Annotated in this window: 15 protein-coding genes and 2 pseudogenes; 8 read left to right on the top strand and 9 right to left on the bottom strand. The window is 43.7% G+C overall.

Annotation, left to right across the window (positions count from 1 at the left end; translation table 11 throughout):
• The first annotated feature begins 27 nt into the window (after nucleotides 1-27).
• On the top strand, nucleotides 28-1,224 hold the full coding sequence (locus CCZ37_RS05805) for a cystathionine beta-lyase (RefSeq protein WP_094499997.1): 1,197 nt from the start codon (nucleotides 28-30) through the stop codon (nucleotides 1,222-1,224).
• A gap of 84 nt (nucleotides 1,225-1,308) precedes the next feature.
• Here CCZ37_RS05805 and CCZ37_RS05800 read toward each other — a convergent pair whose 3' ends face one another.
• From CCZ37_RS05800 to pspA, 7 genes are all read right to left on the bottom strand, one after another.
• Nucleotides 1,309-1,869, bottom strand: coding sequence for a DNA-3-methyladenine glycosylase I (locus CCZ37_RS05800; protein ID WP_094499996.1), 561 nt, complete (start codon nucleotides 1,867-1,869; stop codon nucleotides 1,309-1,311).
• A 48-nt stretch (nucleotides 1,870-1,917) separates the two neighbouring features.
• Nucleotides 1,918-5,016, bottom strand: coding sequence for an efflux RND transporter permease subunit (locus tag CCZ37_RS05795; RefSeq protein WP_094499995.1), 3,099 nt, complete (start codon nucleotides 5,014-5,016; stop codon nucleotides 1,918-1,920).
• Nucleotides 5,009-6,094, bottom strand: a complete 1,086-nt coding sequence (locus CCZ37_RS05790; protein WP_094499994.1) for an efflux RND transporter periplasmic adaptor subunit — start codon at nucleotides 6,092-6,094, stop codon at nucleotides 5,009-5,011. Before CCZ37_RS05790 ends, CCZ37_RS05795 begins: the two co-directional genes overlap by 8 nt.
• Before the next feature lies 1 nt (nucleotide 6,095).
• Nucleotides 6,096-7,130 (bottom strand): efflux RND transporter periplasmic adaptor subunit, encoded by a 1,035-nt coding sequence (locus tag CCZ37_RS05785; protein WP_010320240.1) that lies wholly within the window; start codon nucleotides 7,128-7,130, stop codon nucleotides 6,096-6,098.
• A 230-nt stretch (nucleotides 7,131-7,360) separates the two neighbouring features.
• Nucleotides 7,361-7,750: an envelope stress response membrane protein PspC gene (gene pspC / locus CCZ37_RS05780; protein ID WP_094499993.1), complete on the bottom strand. Its 390-nt coding sequence runs from the start codon at nucleotides 7,748-7,750 to the stop codon at nucleotides 7,361-7,363.
• Nucleotides 7,743-7,976, bottom strand: coding sequence for an envelope stress response membrane protein PspB (pspB, locus tag CCZ37_RS05775; RefSeq protein WP_167372388.1), 234 nt, complete (start codon nucleotides 7,974-7,976; stop codon nucleotides 7,743-7,745). The genes pspC and pspB overlap by 8 nt, the downstream gene beginning before the upstream one ends.
• Nucleotides 7,977-7,991: 15 nt before the next feature.
• Complete coding sequence (gene pspA / locus CCZ37_RS05770; RefSeq protein WP_010320237.1) at nucleotides 7,992-8,660, bottom strand: phage shock protein PspA; 669 nt, start codon at nucleotides 8,658-8,660, stop codon at nucleotides 7,992-7,994.
• 229 nt (nucleotides 8,661-8,889) lie between these two features.
• On the opposite strand from pspA, the gene pspF reads away from it, so the two are divergent.
• From pspF to CCZ37_RS19675, 7 genes and pseudogenes are all read left to right on the top strand, one after another.
• Entirely contained in the window at nucleotides 8,890-9,897 is a 1,008-nt protein-coding gene (pspF, locus tag CCZ37_RS05765; protein WP_094499991.1) for a phage shock protein operon transcriptional activator, read from the top strand.
• A gap of 96 nt (nucleotides 9,898-9,993) precedes the next feature.
• Nucleotides 9,994-11,613 carry an ABC transporter substrate-binding protein SapA gene (gene sapA / locus CCZ37_RS05760; RefSeq protein ID WP_094499990.1) on the top strand — a complete coding sequence of 540 codons (1,620 nt, stop codon included), beginning with the start codon at nucleotides 9,994-9,996 and terminating at the stop codon, nucleotides 11,611-11,613.
• Nucleotides 11,613-12,575 (top strand): ABC transporter permease, encoded by a 963-nt coding sequence (locus CCZ37_RS05755; RefSeq protein WP_010320234.1) that lies wholly within the window; start codon nucleotides 11,613-11,615, stop codon nucleotides 12,573-12,575. Before sapA ends, CCZ37_RS05755 begins: the two co-directional genes overlap by 1 nt.
• Nucleotides 12,562-13,449: an ABC transporter permease subunit gene (locus CCZ37_RS05750; RefSeq protein WP_094499989.1), complete on the top strand. Its 888-nt coding sequence runs from the start codon at nucleotides 12,562-12,564 to the stop codon at nucleotides 13,447-13,449. The genes CCZ37_RS05755 and CCZ37_RS05750 overlap by 14 nt, the downstream gene beginning before the upstream one ends.
• Nucleotides 13,449-14,444, top strand: coding sequence for a peptide ABC transporter ATP-binding protein (locus tag CCZ37_RS05745; protein ID WP_010320232.1), 996 nt, complete (start codon nucleotides 13,449-13,451; stop codon nucleotides 14,442-14,444). Before CCZ37_RS05750 ends, CCZ37_RS05745 begins: the two co-directional genes overlap by 1 nt.
• Nucleotides 14,441-15,229: a peptide ABC transporter ATP-binding protein gene (locus CCZ37_RS05740; protein WP_094499988.1), complete on the top strand. Its 789-nt coding sequence runs from the start codon at nucleotides 14,441-14,443 to the stop codon at nucleotides 15,227-15,229. Before CCZ37_RS05745 ends, CCZ37_RS05740 begins: the two co-directional genes overlap by 4 nt.
• A gap of 15 nt (nucleotides 15,230-15,244) precedes the next feature.
• Nucleotides 15,245-15,325 (top strand): annotated as a pseudogene (locus CCZ37_RS19675) (DUF2927 domain-containing protein); the annotation flags it as partial.
• A gap of 3 nt (nucleotides 15,326-15,328) precedes the next feature.
• On the opposite strand, the pseudogene CCZ37_RS05735 reads toward CCZ37_RS19675, so the two are convergent.
• Together CCZ37_RS05735 and CCZ37_RS05730 are read right to left on the bottom strand one after the other, a co-directional pair.
• Nucleotides 15,329-15,499: pseudogene (locus CCZ37_RS05735) on the bottom strand (DUF2750 domain-containing protein); the annotation flags it as partial.
• A 42-nt stretch (nucleotides 15,500-15,541) separates the two neighbouring features.
• Nucleotides 15,542-20,308: an anthrax toxin-like adenylyl cyclase domain-containing protein gene (locus CCZ37_RS05730; RefSeq protein ID WP_094499987.1), complete on the bottom strand. Its 4,767-nt coding sequence runs from the start codon at nucleotides 20,306-20,308 to the stop codon at nucleotides 15,542-15,544.
• Nucleotides 20,309-20,818 lie beyond the last annotated feature (510 nt).

Below are 20,818 nucleotides of genomic sequence, written 5' to 3'. Positions count from 1 at the left end.
GAACACTCTCCCAGACAAGGATTTCGGATGCCAGAAGGTAAAAAAACACAGTTGGTCAATGCGGGTCGTAGTAAAAAGTGGACCAATGGTGTTGTCAATCCTCCTATTCAACGAGCCTCTACGGTTGTGTTTGATAGTGTGGCTGAAAAAAATCACGCCACTGTCAATCGGGCTAATAAAACACTCTTTTATGGACGCCGTGGTACTCATACGCACTTTGCGTTCCAAGAAGCAATGGTGGAAATTGAAGGTGGCGTCGGTTGCGCGCTTTTCCCTTGCGGTGCGGCCGCCATTGCCAATAGTATTCTTTCCTTTGTGCAAACGGGTGACCATATTCTGATGGTCGACACTTGCTATGAACCTACTCGTGATTTTTGTGAAAAAATCATGAAAAAAATGGGCATAGAAACGACCTACTACCCACCGACCATAGGTGAAGGGATCCGCGCTTTGATCCAGCCCAATACCAAAGTGTTGTTCACTGAATCACCCGGTTCGATCACGATGGAAGTGCAAGATATCCCAACCTTAGCGCGGGTTGCACATGAACATGACATCATTGTCATGCTGGATAACACTTGGGCGGCGGGCGTGAACTTTTCACCTTTTGAACATGGTGTTGATATTTCGATCCAAGCGGCGACGAAATACATTGTTGGCCACTCAGACGTGATGTTAGGAACAGCGATTGCCAATGAAAAATGCTGGGATCAATTGCGAGAGCAAAGCTATTTGATGGGACAATGTGTCTCACCTGATGACGCTTATTTAGGACTACGAGGGCTAAGAACCTTAGATGTTCGCTTACGTCAACATGCTCAAAATAGCTTAGCCATTGCGCACTGGTTAGCAGAACAGCCTGAAGTGGATCACGTTCGCCATCCGGCGTTAGAGACTTGTCCTGGACATGAATTTTATCAGCGTGATTTCACTGGTGGTAACGGACTGTTTTCATTTGTATTAAAGAGCAGTGATGCAAAAGCTACGACCGCTTTGCTCGATGGCATGCAACATTTTAGTATGGGCTTTTCATGGGGTGGATTTGAAAGCTTGATTTTAGCTAATGAGCCCAAAAGCTTTGATAGTTTAAGAACCGTCGCACACCCGCACTTTGCAGGTACACTGATTCGAGTGCATATTGGTCTTGAAGATGTAGACGATCTGATCGCTGATCTAAAAGCGGGATTAGAACGCTACAGTGCACAGCTTGCTCTACATGCATAACGTGAGTAAAAGACTAAAAGACCGCTGAATCTTCAGCGGCCTTTTTTCTTTTCTATATTAAGGTCACAAGGTCGCATTAAAAAATTAACGCTTGGGGCAATCAACCAAATGGTCGTTCACCATACCCACCGCCTGCATAAAAGCATAACAAATCGTTTCGCCAATAAACTTGAAGCCTTTTTTCTTTAGAAATTGGCTCATCGCCTTAGACGTGGGCGTCGATGTAGAGATATCAATCATCTGCTGCCAATGATTGAGCACTGGTTGACCATCCACAAACTGCCACAATGCTTTGGACAAAGAGCCATACTCTTGCTGCAACAGTAAAGCCGCTCGTGCATTGGAATAGACAGAGGCAATTTTTCCTTTGTGCTTCACCACATCGAAATGTTCGATAATATAAGGTGCTCGCGTTTCGTCGTACTGAGCCAGTTTTTCAAGATCATAACCGTCAAAGGCTAAGCGATAACCTTCTCTCTTTTTCAAAATTGTTATCCAGCTCAGCCCAGCTTGCGCACCTTCTAACGTCAAAAATTCGAACAACTTGACATCATCGTAAACGGGGACGCCCCACTCATTATCGTGATAATCGCGCTCTAAAGGGTGATTCATCGCCCATGCGCATACCGTGTCCATCTGATGCATATGCCTTCCTTAATCAATACCCAATCAATGTTGAGGTATCGCTTTGCCTTATTGCGGTACGTTAATTTTATGGAATAAACGATACAACACTGGTACAACAATCAATGTCAGTATGGTCGCAAAGCCCAAACCGAACATGATAGTGACGGCCATAGGTTTAAAGAAAATATCCGGTAATAAGGGTATCATCCCCAAAATCGTCGTAATTGCAGCCATGCATACTGGGCGTACACGGCTCAAAGAAGCATCAACGATCGCCAAGTAAGGATCTTTACCCGAGTGTATTTCAATTTCTATTTGATCAAGCAGTACAATGCCATTTTTCAACAACATTCCTGATAAACTTAAAAAACCAAGTAATGCCATAAAACCAAAGGGGGTATTGAGCATCAGTAAACCCGTAGTCACCCCAATCAGAGCAAGAGGTACCGTTAGCCATACTATCAACGATTTTTTCACAGAATTGAATAGAAATACCGTAATTAAAAACATGAAAAGATAGCCCAAAGGCATGGTTTTAAACAATGATTCCTTCGCATCCTGTGAAGATTCGAACTCGCCTCCCCATTCCAGTGAATAGCCCGCTGGCATTGCGATAGCTTCAATTTTCGGCTGTAGCCGTTTTTGCAATGTTGAAGCTGTCTCTTGGCCCAAAATATCTGGGTCTGCCATCACCGTTAACATTCGTTTCCGGTTCTTACGCACAATGAGAGGATCTTCCCAACGCATTTCATAACCTAGAGTAACTTGTTGCAGTGGGATATAGCTTTCCACCACTGGGCTCCAAAGCTTCATACTTTTAATATTGCGTATATCCGTCCGCTCATCTTCTGGTAAGCGAGCGATAATAGGCATGAGCGTACTGCCATCACGATATACACCGATCGCTTTTCCTGAAAATGACATCGCTAAAAACTCGTCTACGTCGGATTTAGTGACACCATAACGCCTAGCTTGACTTTCATTGAATTGCGGCTCTAACACTTTTGTGCGTTCACGCCAGTCGTGACGAATGTTGTAAGCTCCTGGATCTGCATACATGATATCCATCACTTGTGAGGCAAGCGACCTTAATATAGTGGGATCCGAACCAACAATTCGAGCTTCTATTTTTGCACCACCACCAGGACCTAACTCTATCTGTTTCAGTTTATAGTTGATCTCAGGATAGTGCTCATCAAGATGCAGCCTAAAACGATCCATTACCTGAGTGAGCATTTCATCACTTTTCACCCGAGTGATAATTTCACCATAAGCCGCGTAACTTTTCTCTGGCGTGTAGGTCAGCATAAAACGCTGAAGCCCTTTGCCTGCTGTCGTTGTGATATGTTCCACTTCTTCTTGGGCTGACAACCAACGCTCTAGCTTACGAAGTTGATCATTGGTGGCCCGGATATCCGTTCCTTCAGGTAACCAAACATCGACCATGAATATAGGAGTCGTTGAAGATGGAAAAAAAGCTTGTTTCACTTTAGTAAAACCGTACACACTAATGACCAAGCCAAAAACTAAAACCACCATGGTTAACCATGCACGCTTCATACAAAAGTCTAGGAAGCTTTTATATAAGACAAAAACCATTCCGTTATATGGATCGTGGTGCTCTCCAGCCGTATTTACTTTTTGTCCCTTGAAGAAAATATCAGCAAAAAATGGGGTGAGTGAGATTGCTGTAAACCAACTCAGCATCAAAGAAATCAACAACACCGTAAATAGTGTTCTGCAATATTCGCCCGTCGCATCTTCTGACAAACCAATAGGGGCAAATGCGGTCACCGCTATCACGGTCGCTCCCAACAATGGCCATTTCGTTTGTGTGACAATATCGGTTGCCGCTTGCAGCCTCGTTCGTCCTTTTTGGGTTCCGATTAAAATACCTTCGACCACTACAATTGCATTATCCACCAGCATACCAAGCGCGATGACTAAAGCTCCCAACGAGATCCTTTGTAGATCGATTTTCAGGTACTGCATGAAAATGAAGGTTCCCAAAACGGTCAGCAGTAAAATCAATCCAATCAATAAACCAGAGCGCAAACCCATAAAAAACAGTAGTACAATGATAACGATCGCTACCGCTTGGCCAAGGCTAACGACAAAACCACTGACCGACTTATTCACCTCTTTGGGTTGGCTGTATACTTCCGAAATATCAATACCAATCGGCTGCTGGTATTTCAATTCTGCTAAACGTCGGTCAAAACGCTGTCCAACGTCCACCACATTGACACCTTGAGCAAAAGAGATGCCCATATTCAAAGCAAGCTTGCCATTGAAATTGATAACATTACTGGGCACATCAATATAGCCTCGATTTACTTGTGCCACATCACGTAAGTAAATCAATCCTTGTGCTCCACCTTCGGTTAAAATCAAATCACCGAGTTTATCGACATTCTCAAATTCACCTGTCGGTTGAATACGAATATACTCATCGCCAATACGAATTGCTCCAGCATCTGACACGATATTTTGAGTAGCTAATAGATTGAAAACGGTTTGAGGTGAAATACCGAGTGAACTGATACGCTTCATCGAGATTTCAATAAATACCTGCTGCTGTTGCTGCCCCGAAACAGATACTTTGCTTACACCGTCAACCAGTTCTAACTCCCGACGCAGGTAATCAACATAATCAAGCAGCTCTTTATAACTGTATCCATCACCGGTAATAGCCAATAAAATGCCATATACGTCACCAAAATCATCGATAACTTGAGGCTCATGAACGCCCGGTGGCAGTTGGTTTTTTAGATCATTGACTTTACGTCGTAGTTCATCCCATATCTGCGGTAAATCATCAGGCCCATAGTTATTTTTCATGGAAACGGTAATTTGTGACAAACCACGACTAGAGATCGAGTTCACCTCATTCACATAGGTCAGTTGCTGAATAGCCTTCTCTAAAGGGTAAGTCACCTCTTCTTCTACTTGTTGAGGTGTGGCCCCCGGATAAGCGGTGACAACCATAGCATCTTTAATGGTAAAGGCTGGGTCTTCCAACCTTCCGAGGCCAAAAAACGCCGATACGCCACCAATCAAGAAAATCAGCGACAACATCCAGCTGATGACTCTATTTTTTATGAAGTAGGCTGCAACCCCTCTCACTTTTTGATCATTTTGCGACTCTGGGGTTTGATTACTCATTACCCACCTCCTGCTTCACGACTTCCACTTTCATTCCTTCACGCAGTTTTGTTAGGCCTGCAGTAACGATCTTATCCATTGGATTTAACCCATCTAACACTTGGAGGGTGCTTTTCGAGGCTTGTCCAATAACGATTTGTCGCTTGGTCACGGTGAGATCAGGCCTCACAAGCCAAACGAATTTGTTTGCACGATCAATATCATCACCATCAGCATTAAACACAGCCGTGATAGGCACATTAACTCCTTGATTGAGGTTTACCCCCACTTGCGCCGATTTTGAAGTCACATCGACAGCCATACCATCTAAGATGATCTCATTACTAGGCATAGGCAGCATTAATGTCACCGTAAAAGTACCGGTATTAGGATTGGGTTCGGTGGTAAACTCTTTGACTTTCGCTAAATATTGATTGCCACTGGGTAATCGTACCCACGCATCCACTTTCTCAAGATCTGACGTTGTTGGCTGACGGGTATAAAGACGATCGGGTAATTGGATTAATACTTCAACACTATCAATACTATGGATATTGACAATTTGCTGACCCACTCGAACATTTTCAAATTGCTCGGCATTAATACGAGAGATAACACCATCCATGGGCGCTTTTAACTCAGTAAACGACAGTCGCAATTTAGCCAGCTCTAGCTCTGAGTGGGCGATTTTCCGCTGCGCCGCGATTTCATCGAACTGCGACTTCGCCAACAGCCCTTTATCTACTAATGGCTGAGAACGCTTAAACTGGCTGTCGATTACCACAAATCGTGCCGATGCATTATCGACATCCAACTGATAATCCGTTGGTTCTAAGATAGCCAGAACTTGACCCTTTTTCACTCGATTCCCCTCTTTAACGAGAAATCGACTAATTTCGCCATTAACACGAAAGCTCAGTTGAGAGCGTTCCGCCGCATTCGCGATCGCAGGAAAGTAGAGAGTATCTTTCACTTCCTGTACATTGAGCTCAATCACTTTCACACGGGCAACTGGCTCTCTAACAGCTCTCTGTGGTTCACTGCAACCTGCGATGAAAAAAATTGCAGAGGCTAAGCATAACGTTACTAATTGCTTCATATTACAATCCCCGCTCTTTAATCCATTCACGGACTTTCATTCCGGGTGAAATGCGATTAACACCGGAGATAACAATGCGATCGCCATCTTTAAGGCCCGATATCACTTGCTCTTTATCATTTAGTTCTACTTGCGATTTTTCGACAATCCCCTGCTCATTGACTCGCCAAACCGATATTTTACCCTCTTCGACCAATAATGCGGACCTAGGTATATGGGTTGCACTGACTTGTACAGAAGCGACTCGCACCGTTCCAACCATTCCGGGCAAAATACCAATATCACTAGGTCTATCCATAATCATAGAAACACGGTAAGAGCCTGTTTTGGGATCCGCTTCTGTATCTATTTCTTGAAATTGAAGCTCAAATTCTCGATCTGGAAAGGAATCAAATTGGATGCTAGCCACAAAACGGGCGCCATTGGCAAAGCGACTCAGTAAGTGATCTGGAAGTTGAAAAACCACTTTCAAAATCTGGTTTGTTTGGATGTTCATTACCCCTTGTTTTGCAGCAATGTACTCATGATTTTCTGCAGGGATAATCGAAATAGTACCGTCATAGGGAGCGATAAGCTGCGTATAACGTAAGTTTGCTTTTGCTTGCTCCCACATTGCTCTCGCTGAGTTATGGTTCGCTTGGGCTTGATCAAAATCTTGCTCGGATACCACTTTATCTTTACGCAATTTTTTATATCGCTCAAATTGGACATTAGCGAGCATAAAATTAGCTTGGGCTTGCTTTTCTAATAATGCATATTCATCTGGATTCAAACTCGCCAACACGTCACCTCGCGCAACTTGCCGACCAGCCGTGACATCAATCGACTGTAACTGCCCCGGCACCCGAAATGCCAGCACCGCTTTATCCCCTGCTTCAGTCGTAGCCGGAAACTGACGTTCATCTTGTGTATTACCGACAAGGACAGTGAATAGTTTCGCAGGTCTTGATTCTGGTTCTGGAATATCCAAAGGCGCTTTACCGCACGCAACCAAAACTGGTAACGAAAACCAGCACAGTACTAATAATTTATTCATACCCTATAATCCAACGCCATGATTTCTTTTAAAATAGATGAAGCCGTCATTGACGGCTAGATTTATATATTAAAAATCTAACACAGAGAGTGCTTTCACTAAGAAGAAATCATGTAAGAAGAAATTATGTATTTTGGAAGTTCAGGCTCTTTAAGTTCATCTTCCTCACATAAATAAGCCGGAGCTCTGTCCGGCTTATTCAATTTATCCATCGGTTATACTTTCTTCTGTTAAAGCTGATTAAACTCACGATTGACTTTAAATGCTTCAGAGGTGACATAAGCCTCCATTTTACGGATTTTCTGATCCACTAGAGTTAAATCTTGATCCAATGTCACCAGCAAGGCTTCGGCAGTTTGTCCTTGCTCCCAAGGCTTATTTTTCAATGTATGTTCGCGTTGGGCTTTTAGCGTTTCAACATACTGAGTAGGCTGCTTTTCTAACATCAGCATCAAAGCCATATAAGCTAAAAGCACTAAAAAACCGCCACCGAGTAGTGCAGCCGAGATGACCAATATACGCACCAACCAAACTTCTAACCCAAGATAATTAGCAAGCCCAGCGCATACGCCAGCTATTTTACCGTTGACCGGATCTTTATAGAGCTCGCGGCTAGCCATGATTTTGTCTCCAAGTCGGTGATTCAGCATCTAAAATGCGTTCAAGGGTTTCAACCCGGCTTTGCAGTTTTTCCGCTTTTGCAGATAACGCTTTAATCCGCTCTAAATCCTCTTGCGACAATGAGTTGCTACTATGTCGCTTACCTCTGTAATGTAAAAAGAGCCAGATCGGTGCAACAAAAATCAAAAAGACAATCAGTGGACCTGCGATAAAAAATGATGACATGTATGCCACTCCTCGTTATTGGTTTTTGTCCATTTGCTGTTTCAGTTTTGCTAGCTCTTGTTCAATTTCATCTTGCGCTTGCAGTTCAGCAAATTCTTGGTCGAGTGACTTAGCGTTACCGGACATAGCGTAGAGATCGGCTTCAGCTTCAAGTTCATCGACTTTACGCGAGTACTGTTCAAACTTCGCCATCGCTTCATCAGTACGGCTAGTATGCAAATGACGTTGCACATCACGACGGTTGTGCGCGGTTTGGCTACGAAGTGCCAAAGCTTGTTGCTTGACCCGTGTTTCGGCAATTTTGGCCTCTAGCTTACCGATTTCACCTGTCAATTTATCGATAGTTTCTTCTACCAAGGTTTGTTCAGTGTGCAAACCTTTCATCATCTCTTGCAATTTCTTTTTTTCAATCAAGGCAGCGCGAGCGAGATCTTCACGCTGCTTAGCGAGCGCCAAAGTCGCTTTTTGTTGCCAATCTTCAATATGAGAGACCATAGAATCGACTTTACGTGCGAGCTCTTTCTTATCCGCAATAGCTTTGGCCGAATTGGTGCGAACTTCCACCAAAGTATCTTCCATCTCTTGGATAATTAAGCGGATCATCTTTTCAGGATCTTCCGCTTTATCTAACAGTGCACTAATGTTCGAGTTTACGATATCGGCAAAACGAGAAAAAATACCCATGTTCAATCTCCTGACTAGTTCTCAATAGTAATGTGGTTAGTAGTGGACCGCTTTACATCGTTAAAAGCGTTTGACAACAAGAGATAACCAAGTTTCGTGCCAAGTATAAATTTATTGATAATCAACAAATTACACAAAAGTTCATTTAATACACAGCTATGCTATGATGATTTTTACCAAGGGTTGGTAAATTTAACCAACTCTTTCAATCACGGTGTGGAGAGTGAATATGCAACAAAACCTAATTGGTGAAGCCCCCCCATTTTTGTCCGTGCTCGATAAAGTCTCTAAGCTTGCACCGATTGATAGACCAGTATTGATTATTGGCGAACGAGGAACGGGCAAAGAGTTAATCGCTCAGCGCTTGCATTATCTTTCCAAACGTTGGGACCAACCACTGGTTTCGTTAAACTGTTCAACCTTGAGTGAAGGGTTAATGGACTCTGAGCTCTTTGGTCATGAATCAGGCTCGTTTACCGGAGCCAAAGGACGTCACCAAGGACGATTTGAACGGGCAGAAGGGGGAACTCTTTTTTTGGACGAGCTCGCCACCGCACCGCTTGCCGTACAAGAGAAACTGCTTCGAGTGATTGAATATGGACATTACGAACGTGTCGGCGGTAGCCAACGGCTTAATGCGAATGTCCGTATCGTCTGTGCAACCAACGCTAATCTTCCACAATTAGCTGAAATTGGAAAGTTTCGAGCTGACTTACTCGACCGACTGGCCTTTGATGTGATTCAGCTTCCACCGCTAAGAGAGCGAAAAGAAGACATCATGCCACTTGCTGAGTATTACGCGATTAAGATGTGCCGTGAACTGAACTTAGCGCTCTTTGTCGGGTTTAGTACAGAAGCGGCAGAGCAGCTTCAACACTACTTGTGGCCGGGAAATGTGCGTGAACTTAAAAATGTCGTGGAGCGGGCTGTCTATCAACACGGAACGGCCTCTCATCCCATTGAAAACTTGGTTTTTAACCCTTTTGCTAATCAATGGCACAAACCAGATGACCTTACTGGCAATCTCTCCACAGATCACCATACTGACACGACTGGCTTTGAATTTCCGATGGATTACAAAACGTGGCAGGACGATCAGGACAGACAACTACTGAGTGCCGCGCTCAATGCCAGTAAGTTTAATCAAAGACAAGCCGCCGAATTACTCGGCTTGAGCTACCACCAATTGAGAGGTATGGTGAGAAAATATCAACTCGTTGGCAGTAATGGCGATTAACCCTAGGTTTAGAGCAACAAAAAATGGTAGATTATCAGGATTTTGAGGCATAATGATTGGCTTTGTTTGCCCTACTTCTCACAGTTATTTCTCTTTATGAAAACATTGATACGATTCGCACTAGGAATATGCAGCTTTAGCCTACTGATAGGCTGTAGCGAACAAATTGACCATAGTAAAATTCGCCAGAGCGGATTCGTATATTGTGGTCACGGTAACCCCACCACTTTTAACCCACAATTGGTTGAGGGCGGTATTACGTCTGAAGCTCTCAGCCCACAGATTTACGACACACTGTTACAATTGGACTCAGAAACCTTACAACCGATACCAAACTTAGCCACAAGTTGGACGGTGAATCCACAAGGTACCGAGTATACATTCAAGCTAAACGATGGCGTTCAATTTCAATCAACCGCTTGGTTTACACCGACTCGCGCTCTTAATGCCGATGATGTGGTCTTCAGCTTTCGCCGAATCATTGACCCAACCAACCCGTTTCATTACGTCAATAGTGGCGTCTACCCATGGTTTGCGGGTATTGATTTCAAAAACTTGCTGATCGATGTTCACGCTCTGGATGATCTCACGGTTAAATTTATCCTCAGTCGTCCCGACAACTCTTTTTTATCCAATATCGCCACCAGTCACGCCGTCATACTCTCTTATGAGTATGCTAATCAATTAGTGATTAAGGATGAAAAAAGCATGATTGACAGTCATCCTGTTGGCTCAGGCCCTTTTTATCTCGACGAATTTAAAGTCAATGACCTTATCCGCCTTCGTCGTCATGGTGCTTATTGGAATGGCGTGGCGAAGATGGAGCAAGTCGTATTTGATGTGTCAAACCGAGGCACAGGGACACTCGCCAAACTACTACGCTATGAGTGTGACGTACTTAGCTCGCCGATTTCAAGTCAGATCCCGATCATCAAACAGCAAGCAGAAATCAAACTGAATGCCAAACCAGCAATGAACGTCTCGTTTATTGCTGTAAACACATCTCATCCTGCACTTAGTGATGTTCGCGTGCGTAAAGCGCTTAATTTCGCGATCAACCGCCAAAATATTTTGGACTCGGTCTATTACGGTACAGGGAGTATTGCTTATAACCTACTGCCGCCGTCATCTTGGGCTTACCAAAAAGACAACGTTCACATTCGCTATGATCGTAATTACGCGATCGCATTACTTAAAGAGGCCGGCTATTACGCCAATTTGGAATTGACGATGTCAGTCCCTTCAGAGCCTCATGCCTATAATCCAAGCCCACGTAAAACTGCTGAGCTAATTAATGCGAACTTGGCCGACATTGGTATTACATTGCATATCATCACCCAAGACCGTCTCGATCGCTCAAATTTGATCCAGCACGCTAACGCTGATCTGATTTTAACCGGTTGGAATGGAGATACCGCAGACCCAAATAACTTTTTGCGTCCACTGCTCTCTTGTAATTCCGAGCGTTCGGGGCTCAATGCCTCTATGTGGTGTAATAGTGATTTCGATTTTCTACTCGATTTGGCCTTGGAAGTAGACAAGCCGCGCTATCGCCTTAACTTATACAAACAGGCGCAAAATATTTTGAACGAAGAGTTTCCGGTTATCCCACTGGCACACGGCATGCAATTTAAAGCGTACAATAAAACGCTAACAGGCTTTAAACTCAGTCCGTTTAATGTACAGCCATTCAATACGGTTGAGAGGATCGAATAGTGTTTTTATATACGGTACGCAGACTCAACTTATTTATTATCACATTACTCATTTTGACTATGGTCGGGTTTGCTCTGTTGCGCTTAGATCCCCACTCGCCTCTAATGGACCATGGTTTCTGGTCGGGTTGGTCAACCTATTTAGGGCAACTACTGCAACTCAATTTTGGCGTCAATCACAGTGGTGTCCCGATTGTGGACGAGTTACTCATCGTCTTCCCAGCAACGTTGGAACTGTGCCTCATCGCATTTACTCTCTCTTTGTTAATTGGTCTCCCTATTGGTACGCTCGCAGGAATGAAGCAAGGTAAATGGATTGATACCGTCATCTCCTTCACGTCAATGTCTGGCTATTCAGCCCCGCTATTTTGGGTGGCTCTACTGATGATCATGGTCTTTTCTCTTCACTATGAATGGCTTCCCGTATCAGGACGTTATGATCTACTCTATCAAGTAGAACACGTAACTGGTTTTGCGTTAATCGATGCTTTTTTCGCTGAAGGCACCTACCGTGCCCATGCTTTGCAAAGTGTTATTGAACATATGATTTTGCCCTGTTTGGTGCTGGCTCTAGCACCGACGACGCAAGTGGTAAGCCTGATGCGCTCTTCGGTAGCCGATGTGATGGCTCAAAACTATATACGCGCCGCTCGAATTAAGGGCTTAAGTCACTACGAAATTGTGACTGCTCATGTGCTGAGAAATGCAATTCCACCGATTATTCCTAAATTCGGGGTTCAGCTATCAAGTATGTTAACGCTCGCCATTATTACTGAGTCCATCTTCAACTGGCCGGGAATTGGCCGTTGGCTGCTCGATGCCTTATCTAACCAAGATTATGTCTCCATTCAAGCCGGCGTGATCGTAGTTGGTACGCTCGTTCTCACAGCAAACATTCTGTCTGATTTGATTGGCGCTATGGTTAACCCGCTGGTAAGAAAGGAATGGTATGCTAACAAATAACATTTATCAGGAAGAGCATATTCCGACTCAGTTTGAGCGGTTTTGGCGCAGCTATCGCAATAACAGTTTGGCAATGTTTGGCTTGTGGTGCTTAGGGCTCATTGTGTTGATTACCCTCACCTCTCCTTGGATAGCCCCTCATGATCCACAGTTGCAAACGAGCAACCTGTTAATACCGCCTTCTTGGGATCCTGCAGGTACTGTCGAATTTTTCTTAGGTACCGACGATTTAGGCCGAGATATCTTGTCACGGTTGATTGATGGTACCCAATACACCTTCGCTGCCGCTATTTTAATCACCGCTATCGCGGCTGTGATCGGCTGTTTTATCGGTATCATGGCAGGCATGACCAAAGGATTATTGTCCAGTACATTGAACCACTTACTCGACACCGTCATGTCGATTCCATCATTGCTGCTTGCCATTATTTTTGTGGCACTGCTCGGTTTTGGCGAGTTCAATATTTTGCTTGCGATTGGTTTGGCACTTATCCCTCGCTTTGTTCGTTCGGTGTATATTGCCGTACACAACGAAGTAGAAAAAGACTATATCCTCGCCGCACGTTTAGATGGTGCCAATGACTTTTATCTGTTGTGGAACTCCATTTTACCCAATGTACTTGCTGTCATCGCCAACGAAATAACACTCGCGTTATCCATTGCTATCTTAGACATCACCGCTTTGGGCTTTCTTGGTTTGGGTGCTCAAACACCAAGCACCGAATGGGGCACCATCTTAGGTGATTCAGTTGAGCTGATTTACCTCGCACCGTGGACAGTCACTCTCCCCGGTTTAGCGATTATGTTTACGGTGATCATCATCAACTTAGTCGGTGAAGGTGTACGACAAGCTCTGAATGCAGGGGTGGAATAATGCCATTATTAGATATTCGCCATCTCACCATCGAAATTGATACGCCACAAGGCATGGTCAAAGCAGTCGATCGCATGAGCTTAACCATGAACGAAGGCGAAATTCGCGGATTGGTGGGAGAATCTGGATCAGGAAAAAGCTTGGTGGCTAAAGCCATCGTAGGAATATGCAAAGATAATTGGACCATCACCGCCGACCGCATGCGCTTAGGTAACATTGATCTACTTCAGCTGACGCCGCGCGAACGCCGGCGAGTGATTGCCCGCGACATCGCGATGATTTTTCAAGAACCGTCAACCTGCTTAGACCCTTCAGATGAAGTGGGAAAACAGCTGATTGAATCTATTCCATCGCGCACATTTGAAGGCAAATGGTGGCAGCGTTTTACATGGCGTAAAAAACAAGCCATTGCCCTTTTACATAAAGTAGGAATCAAAGAGCACGCGCGCATCATGAGTAGCTACCCCTATGAGCTAACTGATGGTGAATGCCAAAAGGTAATGATTGCGATGGCTATCGCAACCAAACCAAAAATTTTGATTGCTGATGAACCAACGAACGATTTGGACCCCATTACCCAATCGCAGATATTGCGCTTGCTCAGCCGGATGAATCAGGTCAATAACACCACGATTCTATTGATTGGCCACGACTTAACCACCATTACCCAGTGGGCTAACCGTATTACAGTGATGTACTGCGGTCAGTCTGTTGAGTCAGCCGATACCCAGAAAATATTGAGTGAACCCAAACACCCTTATACGGCTGCACTACTGAAAGCGATGCCTGATTTTAGTGATTGGATCCCGCATAAAGAAAAATTGCAATCCTTACCGGGTTCCATTCCACCCTTGCAACATTTACCGATTGGTTGCCGGTTGGGGCCTCGCTGCCCCTATGCTCAGCGCCAATGCGTTGAAATACCGTATCCACAACGTATTAAAAATCATAAGTTTGCCTGTCATTTCCCACTCAATATGGAGCAACAGTCATGAGTGCATCATTATTAGAAGTGAACGGGTTAACTAAAGATTTCATTACCCGTTCAGGTCTGTTTCGCAAGAAAATTCAGCATGCAGTCAAACCGGTTAGCTTTACGTTAGAAGCAGGGCAAACCATTGGTTTTATTGGCCAAAATGGTTCTGGTAAATCGACATTGGCACGAATGCTTGCAGGGATGGTTGAACCCTCTGCTGGCGAGATACGCGTTAATGGAGAGTTATTGGAACACAAGGATTACTCCACGCGCTGTAAGCTGATTCGAATGATTTTTCAAGATCCGAACACATCGCTCAACCCAAGAATTCAAATTGGTCATATTCTAGAAGGGCCGCTCAAAAGAAATACCAATATGCCACCTGAAGCTCGCATGAAGCGCGTAAAAGATACGCTATTGCGCGTTGGGTTATTGCCAGAGCACGCCTACTTCTACCCGCAAATGCTCGCCACCGGGCAAAAACAGCGGATTTGCTTGGCACGAGCACTGATTCTACAACCGTCGATCATTGTGGCTGATGAAGCATTAAACGGGTTAGACATGGCAATGCGATCACAGATGATTAACTTGTTTCTAGAACTGCAAGAAGAGATGGGTGTCTCGTTTGTGTATGTATCGCAGCATATCGGGGTGATCAAGCACATCACTGACAAAATCATCGTCATGCATGAAGGAGACGTGGTCGAAGCGGGGGAAACTCACGAAGTGTTGGCGGATCCTCAGCATCCCATCACCCAACGTATGATTGAGAGCCACTTTACCAAGGCTCCAACCTTTAAGTGAAATCAAGTTCGAAAGCTGCACCAAGCCAAACTCAAGCAGTACCAATCACAAGGTATATTAGAAAATGCGGTGCAAGAAGCACGTTCTTCACCGCTGAGTGGTTGCCCACGCTTGTGGAAACTCACGATGCGGCCATACCGGAACACACTCTTCCTCTTCCGTATTGAGCATTACGCAGCCGTGCTCATCTTTTAAAATCGACACTTGCTGGTTAGCCACAATCTCTTTCAGGCAGTAGTTGAATCGTTGCTCTTGGTCATATTGGTTGATGAGCGCCCAATCATGGGCGCTTCGTTAAATCAGAAGTTAGTTTTAATCGATGGGCAGATCTGGGGCAATCCATTCTCCATCAGCATCCAGCTCAATACGCAACAATTGATCGCTTGCTGGCGTTCTTAAGTAATCCTCCCCATCCTGCCTGGTCACTTGATAGTAGTAATGGCCTACTCGCACAACACGGATGAAACGACTTAACCATTGTCCACCAAAATAAGTTTTAATGGTGGCTTGATGTATCCCGTTAATGCCTGCACCAATATTAACTATTTGATCTCTGACCCGATACATTTCAATTTTTTGCGCGGGAATTTTTCCTTTCGGCAAGGTTTCATCAAACGGTTTCGGACGATAAAACTCAATTTTTGCTGCATCAATATTGCCAAATAACAGCTGATCCACTTGTTCGCGAGCATTCAAATAAGCGTGGGAAAGCCGATTTTTCCGTGCTAATTGGGCATAGTTTTCTGACCACTTAGTGTTGAGCGCACCAGTAAAGTGCACATTGGTCATCAACTGATGGAAATTCGCAAAGTCATCGACATTTTGCAAAATAATGGCGCCATTCTCATCAACTTGGAAGAAATCACGCAACCCTCCCTGACCAGGCCCGAAAGCATCATCGTTCAAATACTGTTTGGGCACAAAATAGGTGGCAGGGAAGTTATCGTTAATCACCGCGCCAGGGTTGGCATCATCCGCACCGTGGTGCACTAACTCCATGCCATTGCTTCTGCCTAAGCGATCATTGATTTTATCTTTTAAGCCGATAACCCGATCTGAAATAATCCCAAGCTGCATATTGTGTACTTTGTTGTACAAATCTTCATTTTCATACAACTCCTTAATCTTTGGATCTAGCTTTTCAGGATCCTTGATGGACTTTTTCCAATCCGCCCACGGCTCCGGCATTTTGAACATATCCGGTGCACCGTAATCTGAAATATGCGTCATCACACTAAACAAGTCATAGTCGGCCGTCATCGGTTTTCGGCTGGTAGGATTGCCCATCACCATCAAAGGTGTTGGAACGGTAGTATTGCCATTCTCAACCACAAACACCATCCACAATCCCTGCTCATCTTTTTGGTAGTGAAGCTCGACATCATTGGAAACCCCGTAATACATACCAGTCTTAGAGCTATATTCAAGCTCAGGGATTAATGGGTTATCACCACTTTGTAACTCTTTTAAGCGCTTGTCATCAATGGTCAAATGTACGGGCGTAGCAGCACCACTATTGATCGCATTGTCAGAGTAGTGGTTAAAACGCTCCACTTGTGTACGAGCTGAGGCTTTCGCGTATTTTTGATCCACAGGAATAAAGCCCGCGTGGGGTCCCCAATCCGAACTTTTGGATTTAATCAATAAGCTCTTACTGCTGTACAGCCCCGATTCCAACAAACTGCGGTTGTTCGGATCCACCGCCCTAACACCGATCACCACATTCTCTTCATCGGCAATGCTCGCCATCACTTTGCGGTCTGCACTTGGGATACCGACTACTTTATCCGGATCAAAATCTGGGCGATCTTTGGATGAGATACGAAAATCGCGAGACTGATAGACTTTCGGTGCATAAGGATCGGTATTTCTTCGTTTGACCTTCTGAACCCGCTGTTTGATTTTTAATGAAGCGGATTTGGCACCTTTAACAATATCGGTGACAGGCAGCACATTCATTTGATCAAAGACGGTTTTAGGTAAACTTATCCACGCCTCTTTGGCCTGCTTTCTTGCCGCTTTCAAATCAATATCAAATGCTTCACCCACCACGCGTTTATTGCTACCGATCTCAAGAATATTCTGCTTAGAGCTGACCTTGTACTTTCTTGGTAAAGATTTCGCAATCACTTTACCCGTCATTTTGGCCGATGAGAGTGCCGCTTTACCAATCGGTAGGAAGAAACCAACATCAGAGAACAACCCTAACGTTGCCATGCCATGATTGCCATTCTGGAAATCTTCCACAGTAGCCCAAACCGGGACAATCGCCTGCATCACTCCCTTCGCATAATCCCAAGCAGTAGTAGTGGTTTTCAGCTGATCTCGATTATCAATTAAATGCTGAGTGAGTAAGCTCGCCAGTAACTCCTTATCAGTACCCGAGGAAAGCCCCGTTTGGGTATAACCTGACTTACAGTAGTTATAGGCCCAAAACATCGAATCCATATCCTCCCAAACACACTTAGCAGCCATATCAGCATTCATTTCACCAAAAAGAGGCGTATCGTCTTTGATGTCATGATAATCCAGATTTTCGTGTCTAAATCTGATCAGGTCGGTATTAAAGAAATCCACAATCGAATTGGGTAAAAATGTGGTATAGCCCAAACTTGTACTAGTCAAAACATACTGATGCACGTCTTCATTAGTTATAGTTGTCCCAATACCGTTACCAGTGACGGTCTGCTGGTTATGGTACAGCTTGAGAGTGTAGTGTAACCGAGCTTCTCCGCGTTGTTTGGCGAAGGTGAATTCCTTCTTACCCATGAGCTTGGCTTTAGAATCAATCATTGCCCCCAAAAATGCGCCCAGTTTTTGCGATAGCACTTGGTGATTCTTATGCCATTCGTTTTGCACCGTGTTTGTGATGCTCCCTAGCTCTTTTTTATCCTTTTCGATCAACCAAGAAGGGACCTCATAACCATAACCGGGCAGCAGATTGAGTCGGCCATGAATTAAATACGGCTTCCAGAGATCCTCAACTAGATAAGGCTGTGCACCATAACTATAGAGCCTTGCTTTGGTGTACATTTCATCGGTTAACGGATAGTTAAAGATATGTTCTTTTGCTGTGTAGTCGTATTCAAGGGCAACCAACATGCTTTGTAGATCTTGATAGGCGTTATGCCATGACAACAAAGAATCCACCACCGCATCTTTTCGTTGCTCGTCACTCATATTGCCAGCAAATTTAAGTGGCAAGTTTGAATTAGTGAACGTTGAGTAGACCAGTTCACGAAACGCTTGTTTCACATCCAGTTGAGTCAAACCCACCGATTGTAGCTCGTCAAACAGCGCTGGCTCCAACCCACTACCGATGTAAGCCTCTAAGGCCTTTTCGGTCAATTTCAACGACAAACGATGCAGCAAACTAGATTTAATGTTATTAGGTGACCCATAAGCGTAAACCGTGTCGATACCCACTGCATCCAGTGCGGCTTTCACGCTGAGCATCTCCCAATCTTCTAAATCATCCGCTTCTTTTTGGTAAATAGTCGCCGCAATTTGTACGAAGTTTTTACCTAAAAATCCACCTTCAACGCCTCGGTTATTAATCGTACCCGCTTCAATATCAATACTCACATCGGGGTTGTTTGAGGAAAATACCGCTTGCGCTAACTCTACCCCATCCAAATCAGGATAACGCATCGTAATTTGCATATGTAAATACGCATCGGTCGGATGAATATTCAGTTCATGATCCAAACTTTCTTGAGGAGGACGAAAATCCCACGGTGGAATTGCTACGAGAGAAATGGGTTTAAAGGAAAACTCGCTATTCCAAAACATGGGTAAATTGCCGCGAAACGGCCCTTCAACGATTTTCTTATTGGGCCCAACGAATGAGTAGTAGTCTGAAATACCAAATCGCCAATCTTTCGGAATATAAGCTGAGAGTGGCTCGAAAGGATTATCATGAAAGTCAAGAAATGTAACATCAAGGTGATGGCTGACGTACATATCGTATTCTTTCAATTTACGGATAGAAACAGCTTCCCCTTTTTGATCTGGTTTTGAGTAGATGATTGGAAAACCAATATCGAGAGAATCCTCTGACATCTGATCATATTTCTCTTCAATATATGACCATTCTTTTATTAAGTGCTCATTGAGGAACTCCGCATTATTGAGCAACTGCATACTGGAAGTGATGGTTGGGGAATACTGAAATGCGAGCGATGCCTGAATTTGCTGTTCACTACCGTATTCAAAATGAGAGTCTTGTTCTAACTCAGCCATAATATGTAAACGAAGCAAAGCTGACAGACGTGACTTATCAATATGTTCTGATACAAGCCCATGTTTGATGGCAGGCTCAACCAAGCTTGTCTGCAAAAACCGTTCAATATTTTCCTTGGATTTTTCTTCAAGGAAATTACGCGACAAGCCGTTATTGTACGAACCTTTCACGCCCGTTTTACCCGCTAAAACCTCTTTGACAAAGATCGCGTAATTTTCAACATTACTGGTGTTTTTGAGTCGGTAATCCTCTTCACCAACCGAGATGGGTAACAAATCGACAAAGTCAGGACTCAAATCTTGCTGCAAGCTAATGATAAACGGCACACTGAGAAGATCGGTCAAAATTGACAGGTTGGAAATTGGCCCAGCCTGCACGGCTTGCTGCTCATAGAGCGCAACGCCAGATTGTAAATCGTAACTTTGTTGTACTAATTCACTACGTACATGACCGGGAAACGCCACATTGGTAACAATACATTGGGCATCAGGGTCATTATCCCCTGTAGTCATTGCATCACGCTGAAATGACAATATTCCTGCCTGATCGTCGAGCACACCGAAATAGACTTCTTTCGAGAGGTAGGGTCGTTCTAGCGCCTTGTTATATCGCATCACTTCAACGTTGATTATGGTGCCTTTGGCTATCTTATAATCTTGTTGAAACTCTGTATCTACCGAGACTTGGCAAGCGTACTTTCCTGTATCAGGATAATAGACATTTTGCGCAGAATACCTTACTGGTAAAGCACTATAGGCTATATTAGGCAAAATAATCAACACTGGAAGCATGGCTGAAAAAATCAAGCTATGCCTAAGCGATTTCTCTTTTTTCATAAGTAAGAAAATTCCTATTTATATTTTAATCAGAACCCCATATCCAAATTTTATTAAGTTAACATATCATTCCATGATGCTTAGGGATAGTTTGAGTCTTTTAAGACAGCATGAAAATAACAAATTTGTTATTTACCTATACTTAAAATAGCCTAACATTGATTCTCAATACAAAAAAGAGTCAGAGTTAGCATGCCATAATAAAAATAAAACACTCAATATATGAGATTGAAAAACGAGGGAACATTTAAGAAAAATGATTGAAACATTAAGTCCACAAAATAATCAATTAACAATGTAGTAAATTAAAAATCATTACCGTGAGATATTAAACCTACCTAATTATTAACATGAAATTAAAAACAAAATTATCAAACTTATCTTTCCTTTATTTTCCGTTAACTCTATAGGCTTTATTATCACTAAGAGTGAACAGAGATTAATTATTGATATGAAAATCAAATGATTTAAATTTTTGATAAACTGTAAGGAATAAGATAGTGGATATAG

It is taken from the genome of Vibrio qinghaiensis (assembly GCF_002257545.1).
Taxonomy (GTDB): Bacteria; Pseudomonadota; Gammaproteobacteria; order Enterobacterales; family Vibrionaceae; genus Vibrio; species Vibrio ordalii.
The sequence above is the reverse complement of the archived record's forward strand: the minus strand, read 5'-3'. Positions and strand labels throughout refer to the sequence as shown.

Coding starts and splice junctions, on each gene's coding strand:
- CCZ37_RS05785 (WP_010320240.1), bottom strand. CDS start 7,130: ATGAATAAATTATTAGTACTGTGCTGGTTTTCGTTACCAGTTTTGGTT.
- CCZ37_RS05740 (WP_094499988.1), top strand. CDS start 14,441: ATGAGTGCATCATTATTAGAAGTGAACGGGTTAACTAAAGATTTCATT.
- CCZ37_RS05795 (WP_094499995.1), bottom strand. CDS start 5,016: ATGAGTAATCAAACCCCAGAGTCGCAAAATGATCAAAAAGTGAGAGGG.
- pspF (WP_094499991.1), top strand. CDS start 8,890: ATGCAACAAAACCTAATTGGTGAAGCCCCCCCATTTTTGTCCGTGCTC.
- pspB (WP_167372388.1), bottom strand. CDS start 7,976: ATGTCATCATTTTTTATCGCAGGTCCACTGATTGTCTTTTTGATTTTT.
- CCZ37_RS05805 (WP_094499997.1), top strand. CDS start 28: ATGCCAGAAGGTAAAAAAACACAGTTGGTCAATGCGGGTCGTAGTAAA.
- CCZ37_RS05790 (WP_094499994.1), bottom strand. CDS start 6,094: ATGAAGCAATTAGTAACGTTATGCTTAGCCTCTGCAATTTTTTTCATC.
- CCZ37_RS05745 (WP_010320232.1), top strand. CDS start 13,449: ATGCCATTATTAGATATTCGCCATCTCACCATCGAAATTGATACGCCA.
- CCZ37_RS05730 (WP_094499987.1), bottom strand. CDS start 20,308: ATGAAAAAAGAGAAATCGCTTAGGCATAGCTTGATTTTTTCAGCCATG.
- CCZ37_RS05750 (WP_094499989.1), top strand. CDS start 12,562: ATGCTAACAAATAACATTTATCAGGAAGAGCATATTCCGACTCAGTTT.
- pspA (WP_010320237.1), bottom strand. CDS start 8,660: ATGGGTATTTTTTCTCGTTTTGCCGATATCGTAAACTCGAACATTAGT.
- pspC (WP_094499993.1), bottom strand. CDS start 7,750: ATGGCTAGCCGCGAGCTCTATAAAGATCCGGTCAACGGTAAAATAGCT.
- sapA (WP_094499990.1), top strand. CDS start 9,994: ATGAAAACATTGATACGATTCGCACTAGGAATATGCAGCTTTAGCCTA.
- CCZ37_RS05800 (WP_094499996.1), bottom strand. CDS start 1,869: ATGCATCAGATGGACACGGTATGCGCATGGGCGATGAATCACCCTTTA.